General features: G+C 46.1%; 18 protein-coding genes. 12 read left to right on the top strand and 6 right to left on the bottom strand.

Annotation, left to right across the window (positions count from 1 at the left end; genetic code table 11):
• Window positions 1–32: 32 nt before the first annotated feature.
• Both ACFPTP_RS13940 and ACFPTP_RS13935 read right to left on the bottom strand, forming a co-directional pair.
• Window positions 33–674: a collagen-like protein gene (locus ACFPTP_RS13940; protein ID WP_381445968.1), complete on the bottom strand. Its 642-nt coding sequence runs from the start codon at window positions 672–674 to the stop codon at window positions 33–35.
• Window positions 675–710: 36 nt separating this feature from the next.
• Window positions 711–2,507, bottom strand: a complete 1,797-nt coding sequence (locus ACFPTP_RS13935) for a PKD domain-containing protein (protein WP_381445966.1) — start codon at window positions 2,505–2,507, stop codon at window positions 711–713.
• 187 nt (window positions 2,508–2,694) lie between these two features.
• Between ACFPTP_RS13935 and ACFPTP_RS13930 the strand changes: the two genes are divergently transcribed.
• From ACFPTP_RS13930 to ACFPTP_RS13895, 8 genes are read left to right on the top strand one after another with little or no spacing between them, the layout of a single operon-like run.
• Window positions 2,695–3,105 (top strand): hypothetical protein, encoded by a 411-nt coding sequence (locus ACFPTP_RS13930; RefSeq protein WP_381446080.1) that lies wholly within the window; start codon window positions 2,695–2,697, stop codon window positions 3,103–3,105.
• A 6-nt stretch (window positions 3,106–3,111) separates the two neighbouring features.
• Complete coding sequence (locus tag ACFPTP_RS13925; RefSeq protein ID WP_381445964.1) at window positions 3,112–3,570, top strand: hypothetical protein; 459 nt, start codon at window positions 3,112–3,114, stop codon at window positions 3,568–3,570.
• Window positions 3,571–3,583: 13 nt separating this feature from the next.
• Window positions 3,584–4,165, top strand: coding sequence for an SCO family protein (locus ACFPTP_RS13920; RefSeq protein WP_381445962.1), 582 nt, complete (start codon window positions 3,584–3,586; stop codon window positions 4,163–4,165).
• Between the two features lie 17 nt (window positions 4,166–4,182).
• Entirely contained in the window at window positions 4,183–4,923 is a 741-nt protein-coding gene (locus ACFPTP_RS13915) for a hypothetical protein (protein WP_381445960.1), read from the top strand.
• Window positions 4,924–5,214, top strand: coding sequence for a hypothetical protein (locus ACFPTP_RS13910; RefSeq protein ID WP_381445958.1), 291 nt, complete (start codon window positions 4,924–4,926; stop codon window positions 5,212–5,214).
• Between the two features lie 17 nt (window positions 5,215–5,231).
• Complete coding sequence (locus ACFPTP_RS13905) at window positions 5,232–5,507, top strand: hypothetical protein (protein WP_381445956.1); 276 nt, start codon at window positions 5,232–5,234, stop codon at window positions 5,505–5,507.
• A 17-nt stretch (window positions 5,508–5,524) separates the two neighbouring features.
• A complete protein-coding gene (locus ACFPTP_RS13900; protein WP_381445954.1) occupies window positions 5,525–9,166 on the top strand; it encodes a multicopper oxidase domain-containing protein in 3,642 nt (1,213 codons plus the stop codon).
• Window positions 9,167–9,183: 17 nt separating this feature from the next.
• Window positions 9,184–9,822, top strand: a complete 639-nt coding sequence (locus ACFPTP_RS13895; RefSeq protein WP_381445951.1) for a hypothetical protein — start codon at window positions 9,184–9,186, stop codon at window positions 9,820–9,822.
• 67 nt (window positions 9,823–9,889) lie between these two features.
• Here the strand turns inward: ACFPTP_RS13895 and ACFPTP_RS13890 are convergent, their stop codons facing one another.
• On the bottom strand, window positions 9,890–10,159 hold the full coding sequence (locus tag ACFPTP_RS13890; protein WP_381445949.1) for a hypothetical protein: 270 nt from the start codon (window positions 10,157–10,159) through the stop codon (window positions 9,890–9,892).
• A 30-nt stretch (window positions 10,160–10,189) separates the two neighbouring features.
• On the opposite strand from ACFPTP_RS13890, the gene ACFPTP_RS13885 reads away from it, so the two are divergent.
• Window positions 10,190–10,324, top strand: a complete 135-nt coding sequence (locus ACFPTP_RS13885; RefSeq protein ID WP_381445947.1) for a hypothetical protein — start codon at window positions 10,190–10,192, stop codon at window positions 10,322–10,324.
• Between the two features lie 135 nt (window positions 10,325–10,459).
• Here ACFPTP_RS13885 and ACFPTP_RS13880 read toward each other — a convergent pair whose 3' ends face one another.
• On the bottom strand, window positions 10,460–11,167 hold the full coding sequence (locus ACFPTP_RS13880; protein ID WP_381445945.1) for a DNA alkylation repair protein: 708 nt from the start codon (window positions 11,165–11,167) through the stop codon (window positions 10,460–10,462).
• 307 nt (window positions 11,168–11,474) lie between these two features.
• Here ACFPTP_RS13880 and rihC point away from each other — a divergent pair, with 307 nt between their 5' ends.
• A complete protein-coding gene (gene rihC / locus ACFPTP_RS13875; protein ID WP_381445943.1) occupies window positions 11,475–12,398 on the top strand; it encodes a ribonucleoside hydrolase RihC in 924 nt (307 codons plus the stop codon).
• Between the two features lie 23 nt (window positions 12,399–12,421).
• Window positions 12,422–13,297, top strand: a complete 876-nt coding sequence (rbsK, locus tag ACFPTP_RS13870) for a ribokinase (RefSeq protein WP_381445941.1) — start codon at window positions 12,422–12,424, stop codon at window positions 13,295–13,297.
• Window positions 13,298–13,488: 191 nt separating this feature from the next.
• On the opposite strand, the gene ACFPTP_RS13865 is transcribed toward rbsK, so the two are convergent.
• Window positions 13,489–13,836, bottom strand: a complete 348-nt coding sequence (locus ACFPTP_RS13865; RefSeq protein WP_381445939.1) for a DUF192 domain-containing protein — start codon at window positions 13,834–13,836, stop codon at window positions 13,489–13,491.
• Between the two features lie 464 nt (window positions 13,837–14,300).
• On the opposite strand from ACFPTP_RS13865, the gene ACFPTP_RS13860 reads away from it, so the two are divergent.
• Complete coding sequence (locus tag ACFPTP_RS13860) at window positions 14,301–14,954, top strand: plasmid pRiA4b ORF-3 family protein (protein WP_381445937.1); 654 nt, start codon at window positions 14,301–14,303, stop codon at window positions 14,952–14,954.
• A 109-nt stretch (window positions 14,955–15,063) separates the two neighbouring features.
• Here the strand turns inward: ACFPTP_RS13860 and ACFPTP_RS13855 are convergent, their stop codons facing one another.
• Complete coding sequence (locus ACFPTP_RS13855; protein WP_381445935.1) at window positions 15,064–16,314, bottom strand: S-layer homology domain-containing protein; 1,251 nt, start codon at window positions 16,312–16,314, stop codon at window positions 15,064–15,066.
• Window positions 16,315–16,391 lie beyond the last annotated feature (77 nt).

The following is a 16,391-nucleotide window of genomic DNA, read 5'->3' as shown; positions in this document are numbered from 1 at the left end:
GTAATACTGTCGGGTTGTCTTCCTTTCTGTTCTTATCCAATTCGCATAAGTTGCAAACTAGCCATTTTATAACTGCAATGTTCTTGTAATTCAGCGATCAGTTGGATGACATCGCCTTCCTGTAAGGAAACGAGTTGGGTGTTTGTCAATGTCGTGGAAATCAAGGATTCCGTTACGGATGAATGGACATGAACGTTGTCATTTATTTTCACCCGAAATGTTGAAGGGGTGCAGCTGATGACCTTCGATTCGAGAATGACGGTATAGCTAAGTTGAAAAATTCCATCCTTTAAGACTTGTAATCCATTGCGAACGACTTTGATGTCTTGTAACGGTCCAGCAATTTGGAAATTGACAATGCCTGATGTCGAGCTTTTTGTTGTTGTATAGGCATATCCGTATGTCGTATCAAACGTCCCGGCTGGCCCGCGTTCTCCTTGCGGTCCTTGAAGTCCCCGTTCACCCCGTTCCCCTTTCTGTCCAGGCTCGCCATCCAGTCCTTGATAACCCCGGGGGCCCCGATCTCCTTTTGGACCAGGTGGACCTTGTTCCCCTTTCGGTCCAGGACGTCCTGGTTCTCCTTTTGGTCCTTGATAGCCGCGCGGTCCTCTTCGTCCTCTGCTTTCACTGCATTTACAAAAGACATCTTCATTGCATTTTGAACACCGCTCCATTTATTTTCCTCCTTTCCACTGAAATGTTCCGGGCATTCATCTGCGGATGGTAATTGGCGCGGAGAGAAGTGTGCCGCCCGAGCTGGATTGAATGGAGATTGCCCTCGTTTCGTCAGGCTGTATGGTAGCTTCCTCGACGCGATATTCCCATTCGCCAAGTGTGTTGACCAGCACTTGGGCAAGAAGGACGCCTGCTGCTTCATTTCCGATGAAGATTGAAATGGCTGCACCACTGCCGATTACATCCGATGTTCCAGTCATTCGCCATTCTGCATCCCGAGTCCGGAATTCCGCCCGGGTGACCGTTAAATTACCTGTGGGTGTTGGAGCGGATTCGATCACATGAATGTGCACTTGATCGGTAGACGTATTCTCTTCACCAGTGACGGATAATTGAAAGCCTAACGTTTCTGCAGTGTTCGGGGCATTGAAGGAGGGGGTTAATGTATCTTCGTTTAGTAATTCAACGGGTGTACCTGTCAGCTGGGTCCAGTTAAATGAGATGATTTTTCCGCTCGATCCGGAACCATTCAGTGTCACCCTTTCATCGAAAAGTACTGTCGCATCCTCACCGGCGTTTGCTATAACTGTCGTCGGTGAAGTTGGAGAACCACTCACGGTTACCGGGATTGTTCGGCTTCCACCGGCAGTTGAGCGAACTGTCACAGCAGCGGGGGCGAATTGAAGATTCATGGAAAGAATCCCGGTCGATGGGATGACCAGTTCACCACGTCCAAATTCTTCTGCAGATAATGTCGGCGTTCCGATTGCATCACTGGAAACTGCTTCGATCGTAAGGGTCTGCGAATCTATATCGTAGTTGGCGGCGGCGGTAATAAAGTCGATGGGTGCCACATCTATACGGCTATCCGGCTCATCGCTCAAATTTGTAACAGTAATCGAACTTGGAGGACGGTCACCGGTAAATTGGACTCTGGCAAAATACTGTCCATTGCTTCCCGATAATAGAGTAGGGACAATCCCTGTGCCCGTCACTTGTATCGATTGATCCATATCGTCAGAGGCAGCAAACACATCGATCACCTGAAGATCAGCATTTTGGGTGTACGTCGCCCTTGGGACATCGACACCGGAGATTGTGGAGATTTTACCTAACAGACTGAAGTTTCTCGTCTCAATACAGTGGTCCGGGTCAAACCCCGGTGTAGTGGAACGGTCCGGCGAGCCGATTCCGATGCCAGGCCCTTCAATTCGGAAATAGTTTTGTGGTTGCCCGGACTGATCTACGAATTGACTTCCGATAATGGGATGAGGTACAGCCGGATCACCGATATATCCCGCGGGAGCGGCTGGTGCTGCAGCTGGATCCCATTGTAAAAAAGGTTGGACACGGCTATTCAATACAATGTCAAAGTCACCGCCGTTCATTCCTCCAAAGTCTTCTGTAAAATTGATCTCCCCGACAGTTGGATTACGGGGGGCCGCTTCTGCAATAAATGTGTCAATTCCATACGGGTGCGTGACGGTGTATTGTGCATTGGCTTGTAAGCCGGCAACTCGCACGCGGACCCTTGCAAACACGATTTGTTCATTCATTTTTGGCACTTCATTCACAAATGCAGCCTCCAGTGCCAACACGAGCCTTGCCCTTTCACCTGCACCAGTTGTCATTTCCGCTTCGGCCAGTTGATAAAAACCTTCATCCGGATAGTTGTCGGGAAATGATACGGGTTGTGTAGGGGCGGGTAAATCGGTAGATGCAATGCAGGAAAATGGATCGGTCGGGTCTATGTTCAATTGGAGGCGTAAGCCATTTTCATCCTTATACCAAATCGGAAAACCATCGAACGGATTGATGGGACCAACTCTCATAACATCTCTCCTACTAAAATGATTACTGAGGGACGCCAATTGATCCCCTAAATCTACTATATGCCCAAGGCTTTTGTTGAGGGGGGACAATTGAATCAGATCCCCGTCTTTTATTGGGTCAATTCACTAGGACTAGTTTCATTTGGAAACAAATCACCATAGCGTAAGAAGAGGTGAGGTCTTGGATATGCCCATTTGGCTGTTCATCTATGTGGATAGTTGCTTGTTTCTCATCTTTTATTTGTATGTGCGGAAAATAAAAAAGCGGATCGGTTTTCAATTGGGGATGAACATAAGCATCGTTATGGGCGGAATGATGGCAATGCTGTCAGGCGTTCTGTTCATTCTTCAATTTCCTTTCCATTTTACGTCTATTACAATGCTCTCCGCCCTGATCGGCATGGGATCGGGGGCGATGTACGGCAAACTTTTTGATTATCAGACGTTTGTGGCGGGCCTGACGAATGGGGCCATTGTCGGTTTAATGGCACCGATGATCGGGACCGTTGTTGAGATGCCCGGGAAGTTCGTTTGGGGCCTTCATATTTTATTCGCGATTTGCATGGTGGTAATTTTGAGTTCTGTCATAAGGTCGTGAGACACCATGTTGCTCATCCTCGTTTTACTCTTGTGGAATGTCGGCGAGATCATTTATATTTACGGCGTATTCCGGAAGAAGCAAACCCTTTTTGACGATCGGTACACAAAGACGATGTGCATGGCGCTGTCCTCGATTTCTTCGTTCGTCCTCGCCCTTTATTTAACATTGCTTCTCCCGCTTAACCCCTTAACGTATTTTCTTCCTTCACTCGCAGGACTTTGGATCGGTTGGAAATTCGGTTCATTCATGAAAGCTCCTGCCTCTTTGAACGGCATGTATAATGGTGCTCTCGGCGGCATAATGGGCATGATGTTTGGCGCTGTCCTTCAAAACCCGGCGATTTGCAACATCCCGATTGAAACGGAAGCATCATTCACCTCTAATCTTGTGAGCCTCGTCATTTTTTGTGCCGCGCTCCATACGCTTGTCCACCATTTCATACGTAATTCGCTGACAAACTAACGGAAGGATGAAGTTGCTGAAAATCGTATGGAGTATCATTGTCCTCACTCTAGGGTTCGTTGCGTTCTACTTGTTTTGGCCTCGCGCGCTTGACCTCCCACAAATCGGAACCGTGAAAGAATGGCCATTTACCGAGGTGAATGGAAAAGAGGTGTCACATCAGGATAAGCCGAAGCTCGTTACCTTTTTCTTTACCAATTGTCCGGATGTTTGCCCGATGACCTTTATTGAATTAAAAGAACTCCAGGAGGCGATGCAGAAAAAAGGGATTGCGGACGACGCGTACAGCATCCTGGCTGTTACGCTGGACCCCGAATTTGATACGGAGGAAAGAATACGTCAATACGCGGAAAATATGGGAATAGCGAAATCTAATTGGTTGTTTTTAAGAGGTACGGAAGAGGAGACGATGCAATTTACGCAAAGCTTTCATTTCACCTATACCAAAAATGCCGAGGGGTTTGTCACCCATTCCACTTCCATGTATATCGTCGATCCAAAAGACCGTATCCGTTCGCTTCATAATATGTCGGTTGGGACGAGACGGGTGAATATCGAGGAAATTGCCGACCAGTTGGAGCAATTCATCAATTAACGGAAGGGGGGCTAAGCATGTCCAAAGAGTTCAATCGGTTTGTGACAGGCAAGCCGGACTCTCCACCATACACATCGCAGACAAGCGCAGTTTCAGCGGAGGAAACCCGGATTCTCACAGAATATATCCAGCAGAAAAATCTGTTTCATGTGATCAACCGAGACGAATCCCGCCGAAAAACCCTTCTGCTAAAACAGTTTTTTAAAATGAAGCGGCATCAGCAAGTCACTATCATTTCAGCAATCAAACATGATGAAACAATCGCTACCGTGGGAAAGGTTGCCACAATCGGAAGGGATTTTGTTATGGTGAGCGACTTGAAAAAGAGGATTTGGATTCCTTATGAAGCCATCGAATCCGCTTCCATCCCCTTTGGTTTTCCTACCTATTCAACCCCGCATCAACACCATATCTATGACAATCAATTACAGCAAAAGCTCGTATTGCGTTTCGGGGAGACCGTAGCTGCAAAAGATGCATTGGTTCGCCAATTTTTTGAGGAAACGCTCCATACGAATCTCTCGACTTGGAAGGGCGTCTGGGTGGAGGTCGTCACAGTGGAATGTTCATTTTTCGGGAAACTGAAAAGCGCTTCCAAAACGGAATGCGTTTTACAACGAATGGGCAGTGAACAACGAATCCCGTTAAACGAAATACGATCCATTACAACAATCGGCATAGCTTCTTTATGGAAGAGGTTCGGGAATCAAGTAGTCACTGCCTTTAGCCAAAGATTAAAGGGATGGAGGGCTTCGTGAATGGGACTTAAAGAAGAAGACTTGCATGGGAAGTTAGAATTGTTGAAAGGGGAAGAGCTGCTCGTCATTACGAAAGCGACACAATTGAATTTATTAGGTCAAGTGTTCCGGCCTATTTTTGCAGGGACGGTGTCGGATGTCCAACCAGGCCATCTAACGTTATCACCCGTCATTATTAAAATGGTGAATGCCCCGTTTTATCGGTTTCCTTTTCCGTTAAGCATTCCCCTTGAGCAGATCGTCTCATATTCAACTGATGTGCCAAGTGATCTGGCATTTCCACTAACATAAGCGAGGAGGGTTAACAATTGGTTAAATCATTCAATGATAAAAAAGAGGAAGCAATCATCCATTTTTTTCGAAAGAATATGGGGCGCAGAGTCTTTATGTTAACCGAAGCATTTCCTTTTATGTTTATTGGGAAAATCAAGTCGATTGTGGAAGACATGGTCGTTTTGGATGTGGAGACGACATCCGTCCCCGCATTGGAGGGAAAGGAATGGACGGTGCATCTTCATTCCATTGAAGTCTTTTATATTGAAACAGGGACCGGTGCCAAAATTCCTCGTCTGAAAGACAGCTAGAAAAGAGGGGGTTGTCAATGCTCAGAAAGTATCACGTCGTGGCTATTCCGATTCGGATCGTCTTGAACACGTTTGGCGACCATAATCCGAACGGAATGATGTATGTGCTGAAAGAGAACGAAGAAAAAGTGAAGCGGTTGGTCAAGGAAAATCCCTTCATGCCAGTAGATCTCGTACAGCCCCTCATTATTCGGGCGAATGAAGGGGATACGGTGGAAATCTTGCTTGAGAATAAATTGCCGTTTCACGCAGGGCTTCATTTCCAGCAAGCTGAATATGATGTCCGGACCGCGGATGGCGCCAATGTCGGGTTGAATGAAGATAGTACGGTGCCGCCTGGCGGATCCCATCTGTATCGGATCAACGCTGTGAAAGAAGGGATCTATTTCTTTTCGGATCTGGGCCACCCTTCGAGCAGCGAAAACGGCTCAAATGGAAATGGATTATTTGGAGCTCTGTTTGTTCAAAAGCGTTTTTCATGGTGGACAGATCCTGAGACGGGGAAGCCGATGAATAGCGGGGTGTTCGCGGATATCCACCATCCTATTTTGCCGTCGTTCCGCGAGTATGCATGGGTTTTCCATGATGAAATGGAAGTGGATGATCTGACCGGGAATCGGCCGATCCATCATTTGACCAACCAAGAGGAAAGTTCGTTCCACGGTGCCAATTATCGGTTTGAACCGATTAACCGGCGACAGCAGTTGATTGCCGAAGGGGTGGTCTGCCCCAATTGTGAAGGGGAGGAAGTCCATCATGATTCGTGGGTGTATGGAGACCCTTCGACCCCTATATTACGCGGTTATGTCGGTGATCCCGCAAAAGTCCGGGTCGTTCACGGGGGTGTCAAGGAAACGCATGTTTTTCACTACCATGTCCATCAATGGCTAAGTGATCCGGATGATTTGGAATCCGAGATCATTGACGCCCAATCGATCAGTCCCCAAACCCATTATACAGTGGAACCGCTTTACGGATTAGGCAGCTTGCAAGGATCTTTCGGCGATTCAATCATTCATTGCCACTTATACCCGCATTTTGCGGCGGGCATGTGGGGGTTGAACCGGGTTTTTGATACGCTTCAAGACGGAAGTCAGTGCTATCCGAATGGCGTTCCGATCAAGCCGCTGCACCCATTGCCTGACCGGGAAGCGCCGCCCAAGCCGACAGCCGAAAGGCCGGGGTTCCCGAATTTCATTCCCGGCAAGGTGGGCTATAAAGCACCCCGTCCACCGCTTGGCATCGTAGGAGGGCGGGGATTGACAGAATTGGAGCGGCATGCTGCGATTGAGAATCCGAGACCGGGCGCCGTCTTTACGGATCCTTGCCCCGAAGAGGCCCCCATCCGGGAATTTAACATCTCGTTGATCGAACTGCCCATTACGTACAATAAGCAAGGATGGCATGATCCTAAAGGAAGAATATATGTGCTTGATGAAGATTTGAAAGATATTTGCGCAGGGCGGAAAGAGCCGGAGCCACTTGTCATCCATACGCCTGCCCATACGTCCTTTCGAATAAATTATACGAATCGTTTGCCGCATATTTTGGATGGGGATGCGTTTCAGCTAGTCACCCGAGCATATGAAACCGGTTTTCATATCCATTTTGTCAAATTCGATGTGTTGGTGAACGATGGGGCGAATGTGGGCTGGAATTATGATTCCTCCGTATTGCCGGGTGAAACGATCCAGTACTGCTATTATGCGGAGGCCGAATTGAAAGCATGGTTCTTCCATGATCATCTCTATCCGAATGCCCATCAACAGCATGGCGTTTTCGGCTCTGGCGTGGTCCACCCCCGTTTTACGGAATTCCTTGACCCGCGAACAGGAGAGCCTGTCGTGCATGGAGCGCAAATCACGTCAAAGAATCCATTGATTCCGGATTACCGGGACTTTGCATTATTTGTACAGGACTTCACGTTATTGTTTGATAAAAACGGAAAACCGCTGCAACCGCCAAAGTATCCGAGCTCTGATGACGATCCGGGTTTATTCGGCGTGAATTATAAGAATGAACCGTTGCAGTTCCGGTTAAGGAAAGATGGTGATCCCGCTTATTCGTTCAGCTCTTATCAAAATGGGGACCCCGTCACGCCGATTTTGAGGGCCTATGAAGGGGATCCGATCCGGATTCGGCTGCTGCAAGGCTCGCAAGAAGAATCCCATAGCTTCAACGTGCACGGGCTGAGATGGCATAAGGAGCGGGGCAGTCTGAACTCGTCATTGAAAGAACAGCAGCATATCGGAATTTCGGAATCCTTTACGATGGAAACGTATATCGAAAGAGCGGGGGATTACTTGTGGGCGTTTGAAACGGAGGAGGATTTATGGAACGGGCTATGGGGGTTGATTCGGGCGTATGATGAGAAAGTTCCGGATTTAATCCCATTATCTGACCGACCCGAGCCGTTAAAGCGTTCCAAACCGTTGCCGGAATACACGGGTGACAAGCCGCCGCAAGCAGAAGATCCAACTGTCCTTCCTGTGGAAGGGCCGATCCGCTATTTTGACGTTGTCGCTTTCCAAACTAAGCTGACATATAACGACTTTGGGGACCATGATCCGCATGGGATCATATTCGCCTTGCGAGAAGATCAAGCAGCCATTTTAAATGGAACGAAAAAGCCGGAGCCTCTTATTATCCGGGCCAATGTAGGGGATACCGTAGAAGTGACGTTAACGAGCGAGTTGGAGTTGGAGAAGTTTCCGTTTCCGGATGGGATCTATCCATATCCTATCGTAAAAGAACAAGCATATTATCCGCCTTCTTTACGCATTTCCTTGCATCCTCAATTAATTCAATACGACGTCAAGACGTCTGCCGGGGAAACCGTAGGATTCAATGGTGACCAAACGGTGGGGCCAGGGGAGAAACGAACGTATCGTTGGGTGGTGGATGCCCAAGTAGGCGCTTGTGGGTTATGGGATATGGCGGATATCCGGAACCATAAATCACATGGGGCGTTTGGGGCATTCATCGCGGAGCCTAGAGGAACGGAGTATCTCGATCCGTATACTCTACAATCCGTTGAATCGGGAGCGAATGTTGTGCTGCGTAATCCTTTTTTGGCCGATATTCGGGAGTTTGTCATCATACTGCATGATGGGGTGCGGCTGTACGATAAGCAAGGGCAGGTCATCTTTGATCCGGTTGACGGAATTCTGGTCCCGCCTCCAGAAATGGACGAAGATTTACTGGATACGTACGACCAAGGTTCCCGAGGGATCAATTATAGGAGTGAACGGTTGATTAACCGTTATCGAAAACATCCGAAGCTGCATGAGCTGTTCAGTTCCAAAGTGTTCGGAGATCCGGCGACTCCCGTTTTTGAATGTTATGCAGGAGATCCTGTGAACGTCCGGCTCGTGACGCCGGCTGATAGAAGAAGAGCGCATTCTTTCCATTTGCATGGACATCGTTGGCGGTTTGATACGAAAGACATCGAATCGAGGACAGAAGCCTTTGTCGGATTCCATGTCGCGGGAGCGGTGAAGAACTTGGAGTTGCTTGGAGGAGCGGGGGCGTATGGGAAGTTCCCGGGTGACTATCTGTACCGATCAGGGAATATCCGCTGGGATATCGAACAAGGCATGTGGGGCATTTTGCGCGTCCACGATAAACTGATTGCCGAACTGCCGCCTTTGGAGCATTAGGGAGAGGAGGGTTGCAAATGAAAAATGAAGAAAATCGGAAGGAATGTCCTGAAACCTTCCCGAACCCTCAACTCCCTTCCCCAACGGATAACCTGCCTCCTGAACTGCTTGAAAAAATCCATGATGCGAATGAGTTATTGCTCGATTTGGCTCTATCGGATGATCGATCGGCCAATGAAACGTATCAAAAAGTGTTCGATGGATTAATTGGCTTGTCCGTTGAAGTTCCCATTCGGGCAGGGAAGCCTGTCGTGGGTAAAGTGACACTCGCAGGTTTCGATTTTGTGGTGCTCCAAGCGGCGGATGAAACTTTCATTTTACCGTATGGGCAAATCGAAAAAATCAAGCCTGCAGGCCGATTTGCTGAACCTTTTCCCGACCCGAAACTGAAGGATGCCTCCCGGGACTGTCAGCAAGCACTGACCTTTCGTTTCGGAGAGAAGGTATCTTCCTCGCCTGAATTGATCCACCTGTTTTTTAGAATGCGGTTGGACGTCTATTTACTGACACTGGAGTCACGTTCCCTTCAGGTCGTTGCGGATGATTCAACATTCATCGGTACTTTACAACAGGTAAACAGGGAAACTATCCGTCTTTTCACGAAGGGAAAGGAAATCGAAATCCCGATTAGCGGGATCTGTCTTATCCATGTGTAATTAATAGAAAGAAGTCAGCTAGTTCTACACGGCTGACTTCTTTTTGATTGGATTGTTACTGACTGGGTCAGTGCGGCTTCTCATTGGAAACTTCCACATGCGCGATTTTATCGATTGAAAAAATCCAAGTCCGTCCGATCGGATGCTCCCGCTTGTCGGTTGACGACTCTTCTTCGATATCCACTTCTTTTCCTTCCCGATCCAGGGCAAGGGTTGTCTCATTTTCTTGTGAATTGGTATCTGCTAGTAGAACTTCAACAAAATTTGACCCAACCGAGACGATGGTCCCTTTTACTTCAGTGCCATCCTCGAGCTTGAACTGTGCTTCACTCCACAACAATCGGTGCAGCCTGGAAAGAAGTCCGTCTTGCAATCCAGCCAATCGGATACTGAAGTGATGGCAACCGCTGCTCCGACAACAACCACAATGATGGTGGAAGTGCCCACAACAGTCGAAGTGGCAGCACGCGGAACATTTATGCGAACAGCAACAATGATGTGAACTCATACGATAACCTCCCTACGGCTTCACCCTTACTATATGTGGAAAAATGGGAGGTCCTTGGTTGGTCAACCTATAGGCAACTACAACAAAAGGCGTTCATCCACATTGGATCAACGCCCTTGGAGCTATTGTTTAACATCTTACATATTTGCGTTTGAAGCCGATTTTCCCACGATCGATTTCCTTTTGGATGTTTTCGTATGCGTTGAGGATGGCGGGTTTTTTATTGTCCCGTTTCATTTCGACGGGGCCTACTGCCTTTGCAGTTTCGACTGCCAGTTCATGGAGCGGCAAATAGGAAAAGCCGACTGTGTACATGAAGTTATTCATGGCTGACTTTGTTCGTTCCGGCGCCTCGTGAATCGTGTTTTTCACAATTTCCAGCATGCCGGCCAGCTTGTCCGCGGAGAATTCAGCGTCTGGGCGGTTCCCTAGCAACCAGCAATAGCAGCTCCAGCCGGCTGACATCCTCAATTCCTCACCGCTCGCAATCCATTTATCGGCAACTTCTTGTGCAATATCCGCTTCCGCCAATGTGACGGCCACGACGTAATCGGACAGCATGTAAAAATACGCGGAATCTATCCACCGGTCATAGTCCGCCTCAGACATTCCGTTCGGATCTGCGATAATGCCTGCGAAGTACATGGCGTCGTAGTTACCTGTTGCGTAAAGCTCTTCCGCGAGGGATTGGTCAATTCCGATTTTCTTAGCGATCGGCTTCATAGCGCCTGTCGCCACGCCGAACAGCGGCTCATGTGCCCCGTTGGAGATGTATATTTTCTTGGTGCGTTCTTTGCCTAGAGCTTCTAGGTCTTGCATGACTGTTTCGAAATCCATTGTTTTAGCACTTCCTCTTAGAGTTCATCTTTCAAACCATTATACTGCTCGTATCACAATGAACCAAGTTCGTAACAAAATCAAATTCATTCGTAAGACAATCAAGTTCACTCGCATCGAAATAAGTCCTGCTCGTACCGCAAGAAAACGCCATCGCAACGAAACCAAAACAGGTTGCAACACAATCAATTAGTTACCAAGAAGCGAAAGGAGTATTTTGGGGACAGGTAAATAGCAAAGAATCGTGATGTTTTTACAACGTTCTTTTATAATTAAAGTGAGTACAAGTGAAATGAGGAATGAACTTATGAAAACACCGATTATTATCGATACAGATCCCGGAATTGATGACGTCATCGCCATTACGGCTGCATTATTTGCGAAAGAACTTGATGTGAAATTAATCACGACGGTCGGTGGCAATGTTGGGATTGAAAATACTACGACTAATGCCGTGAATTTGGTGAATTTTTTAGGTAAAGATACGCCCGTTGCGAGAGGTGCGGATCAACCGTTGCTGAAAAAATTGGTGTCAGCTGCAAAAGTACATGGGGAAAGTGGAGTCGGCGGCTATCATTTCGAAGCGAAAGAGAATCGTACGCTGCTTTCAACTAAACATGCAGTTGAGGAATTAAGGGATGCCATTCTTTATTCAAACGAGCCGATTACACTTGTGCCGATTGGGCCGCTTACGAATATCGCGTTGTTACTTAAAACGTACCCTGAAGTCAAAAGCAATATTAAAGAGATTGTCTTGATGGGCGGCGCGGCTAAAGGAGGCAACGTGACGCCGGTTGCAGAATTTAATATGTTCGTGGATCCGCATGCTGCGAAGATTGTTTTTGACGAGCAAATCAGCATCGTCATGTGCGGATTGGATGTGACGCTGCAGACCCGGATTTCGACCGATGATATAAAGGAAATCGCAGGCCACGGCAAAGTGGGAGAGATGGTCAGCCAGATGCTTAGTTACTACGACAGCCCTTCATCCACGGAAACAGAGATGTCAATTCACGATCTGAGCACGATTTTTTATTTGACGAGACCTGAATTGTTTACACTGAAACGGGCGACGGTCAATGTCGTCACGGAAGGTGAAGCATCAGGGTGTACCATTACGCATTATAATGAAGAAGGAAATGTGCAGGTAGGCTTGGATGTTGATGTTGAGGAATTCAGACGTGAATTCATAGCGACGTTTATGAAAGTGTATGGGATGTTAGGGGAATAAAGAATTCGAAAGAAGTGATGAAAATGATAACAGTCATCGGTAGTATGAACATGGATTTGGTCGTCGACACAGTGAGAATTCCGGAGAATGGAGAGACGATCTTAGGGAAGGATTTTTATACGTTTCCGGGCGGCAAAGGGGCGAATCAAGCGGTTGCGGCTGCACGGTTAGGCGGAAACGTCCACATGATCGCATGTGTCGGGAATGATGTATTTGGAACCGAATTGACCCGAAATTTATTCGATGAAGGAGTGAATACTGCCAACGTATCCTTCTCTTCGGAAAAATCCACGGGAATCGCCAACATCATCCTATCCGAAAATGATAATCGGATTATCGTCGTGCCCGGTGCAAATTATGAATTAACACCGCAAACGATCGAGGACTTAAGAGACGTCATCAAAACGAGCGATGTTGTTGTAATGCAACTGGAAATCCTGCCTGACACGGTGAAAGCAGTTTTGAAAATATGTGATGAGCTGGAGATTCCAGTCGTCATGGATCCGGCGCCGGCACAATACTTCGAGAGGGAAATGATTTCGAGCATTCGATACATAACGCCAAATCAATATGAATGCGAGCAGCTATTCGGCGTTGAGCTGGATGAAGCACTGGAGATGTACCCAAACAAGTTGATCGTAACATTGGGCAAAGACGGCGTCCGCTATTTTGACGGGGAGAAGCATATTCATGTCGAAGCCATTCAGACAAATGCAGTGGATACAACAGGCGCTGGGGACACGTTTAACGGCGCGTTGGCATTTGCGATCAGTCATCAATATGCATTACATGATGCGGTGAAATTTGCAAATGCAGCATCCTCCTTATCTGTTGAGAAGTTAGGTGCACAGACAGGCATGCCGACGAAGGAAGCGGTAGAAGAGCGCCTTGCTCGGTGAGGTGCTCTTTTTGTGGTGCCTGTGCAGCACACGATTCAGATAATGCACTACAATTGCATAATCGAAAAACGCGAAAGCCAATCAACTCGACTGTTGATTGGCTTATCGTTGTATTTATATTTACTGCGTTGAATTGTCATAAATGCACCGTGCACAGGCACCGACACAATTAGACGCCGGTAAATATAGGATCAACTATTCTCGTGAAAATTTAATTGAAGTGTATCGTCAACACGGATTTTCTCTTTTTTCACTGTGCCAAGGGGGAGAATAAGTGTTGAGTATGCATTTTTTACAGGAGGTACGACTCGCCAAGGTCTACGATAAGACATTGTTTTAAGGACACGATTTGATTTGTTTAGAAAGATGACGTCAATTGGATGCCTTATAAAAAACATACGGAGAGAATTGCAGGGTGTAAGTAGAAGACCTTTATTGACAAGCTGGCCTTTGTAACCTAAACGGCCTTTGAATCTGGCCCAGATCGTATCGGCGCGATTAATTTGGAATGGTAGAAGAATAGTTTTAGAAATGACCATCAAGCCTCCTTTTTAACTCATCTTATTCCTCGTGGATTGTAAAGATGCATGCATTGAAGAGGTGAAGTTTTCCGAATCTTTTTGGTGCCTGTGCAGCACATTATTCAGTTTATTAGCTACAATTGAATTCATAAAAAAAGAAATCCCATGACATCAATGTGTCATGGGATTATTTGTGGATATTCATACGTAAATATGAATCATCATAATTGAAGCTTGCACAGGCACCGGCACAATTCAGTTTATTTACTACAATTGAATATTGGCGAAATGAAGAGTCAGTCATAATAACAATAGAACGACTTTTGATTGTATTTAAATGCCTTTTGTTGAATTGTCATAAATGTGCCATGCACAGGCACCAGATCAGGCACCAGATCAGGTTCTCGTACAATGCTGGCTATTTACAAGTTGGAGAATTAGTATAGAGGTAAGTTAAATTTCTATAAAGTTGAGGTGTTTCCATGAAAGCATATATTGTAAAACTGGCGTTTGAAGATATCAGCCCCCTGATTTGGAGAAGGGTTGTTTTGCCTGCGGGGGCGACCTTTAATCGATTGCATGAGATGATTCAAAACGTGACGAACTTTCAAAGCAAGTATATTGATGAGCCATATCATTATTTCGATATAGAGGTTGATGGGCTTTTCATTACGAATAATCCTTTGATACATGAAGAATATGGGAAACAGTTTAATGGATTGACGCTTAAACGTCCTTCCCATCTAAAATTCGATAAGTATTTGGAGGCGGAGGGCCAATTTTTGTATCGTTATGATTCCGGGGATGATTGGCGTATTACTGTGGATCTTGAGGAGATTGTAGAAGATTACTATTTCGGTTTCCCGACCGTTCTTATGGGGGAGGGTACAGCGCCTCCCGAAGATGTTGGGGGACCGCCCGGATATGCTCATTTTATGAGTGTATATCACGATGCAACACACCCCGATTATTTGGAGATGCATGCATGGGCGGAAGGACAGTATTATAAACCCTTTGATATAGACGCTATCAACAAATCGATAAAATATATGAAGTACAAGAAAACGGAGTGGGACCGAATTGACCATGAAAATTATTATGTGAAATCGGATAAATATCGTGGTCCGAAGCAGTAGAGCAGGTGAATTGTCCATATAAATAGGAAGTCGATCAATTCAACTTTTTGATCGACTTCCCTTCGTATTTATATGTGTTTTGTCCTTGCACAGAAAAGGCGGTTTGACTTTATTTCCTGTTCCACCCCTTCTGGTCTAAACGGTAAATAATAGCGGCCATTTGTGCTCTTGTTATCGAATCACTGGGGCCAAAACGTCCATTTCCATATCCCGTCATAATTCCTTCTAGCTTGATTGTTTCAATTGCTGCATATGCCCAATGGGCTTCCTGTACATCTCTAAATGAAGTTGTACCAGTATTAACTGGTTGAGTATAAAAACCGGCATTGTAAAATATTTGAGCCATTTGTGCTCTCGTTAAGTTTGTATTGGGTGAGAAGCGTTCACGGCTTGTCCCATTCATTAATTTGTGTTGCGCAACTAATGTGATTGCATGGTGTCCCCAAAATGTTTTAGGTACGTCAGTAAAATAAACCGGTTGGGGCGTTACGGTTAGTCCTAGAAAATTGCTAATGATTTTGGCTGTTTCCGCTCTGGTTAACGTAGCATTCGGTTTAAAGGTTCCATCATTATATCCGTTTATCCAACCGTTGTCCTTTAAGAATTCAATTTCTTTTTGAGCCCAATGTCCGTTTACGTCTTTGAATGTTTTCTCATCGAGTTTATACAAGTCCCATTCTGTCATCACATTGCAGACTATGTTTCGGTAATAGTCGCCACCCAAGTGGTTGTACCCAGCAACTGCGATTTCATATATGTATTGTTTAGACGCTTGCTCGTAACTCCATCCTTTTTTTAGATTGTTTTCGTAATTTGTTTTTGCGAAACCGTATCTTTGATTGAGGAGAAATGTTCCTGCTAAGTAATCGACTGCATCTTTGTAGTCAGCAAACATACGATACCAATTATCGACTCTTTTGGACTCGTCATAGATTAATCGATCTTTGCCGTAATTAGCCAAAATAGGGACCGTTCCATTGTTTTCGTCAGGTTGACCTTTCAGTTGCCAGCCTCCGCTCGGGTTGTTCGCCCACACTTTTATTCCAAATATATTATTTGCATTTGTTGCAATTCTTGTTGTTCCATATCCACTTTCGATTATAGCCATTCCGATGATCGCACTGGCCGGAATGCCCCATTTCGCATTTGCCTCTTTTGCATAGACCGAAATCTCTTCAATGAAACTTTTCTTCAAATCCATGGACGGACTGAATGTCGGTAAATAAGCGTTACTGTTTCTTCCTGCCTCATTGTCTTCGAAAGGTAAAAAGTTTTTTGCACTTGCGCTTACAATCACTGTGTTCAGTGACAATAGTAAGATGACAACGAGCAACAGTATGATTCTTTTTGGTGTTGACATGATGTTTCTCCTTTACTAGTAATCTCGGAAAAAGTAAGCAAAACAAGTTGAATATGTTTTGTTCCGGAGAATACTAT

The organism is Sporosarcina koreensis (assembly GCF_042655825.1).
Lineage (GTDB): Bacteria > Bacillota > Bacilli > Bacillales_A > Planococcaceae > Sporosarcina > Sporosarcina koreensis.
This window is presented reverse-complemented; position numbering and strand designations above follow the sequence as displayed.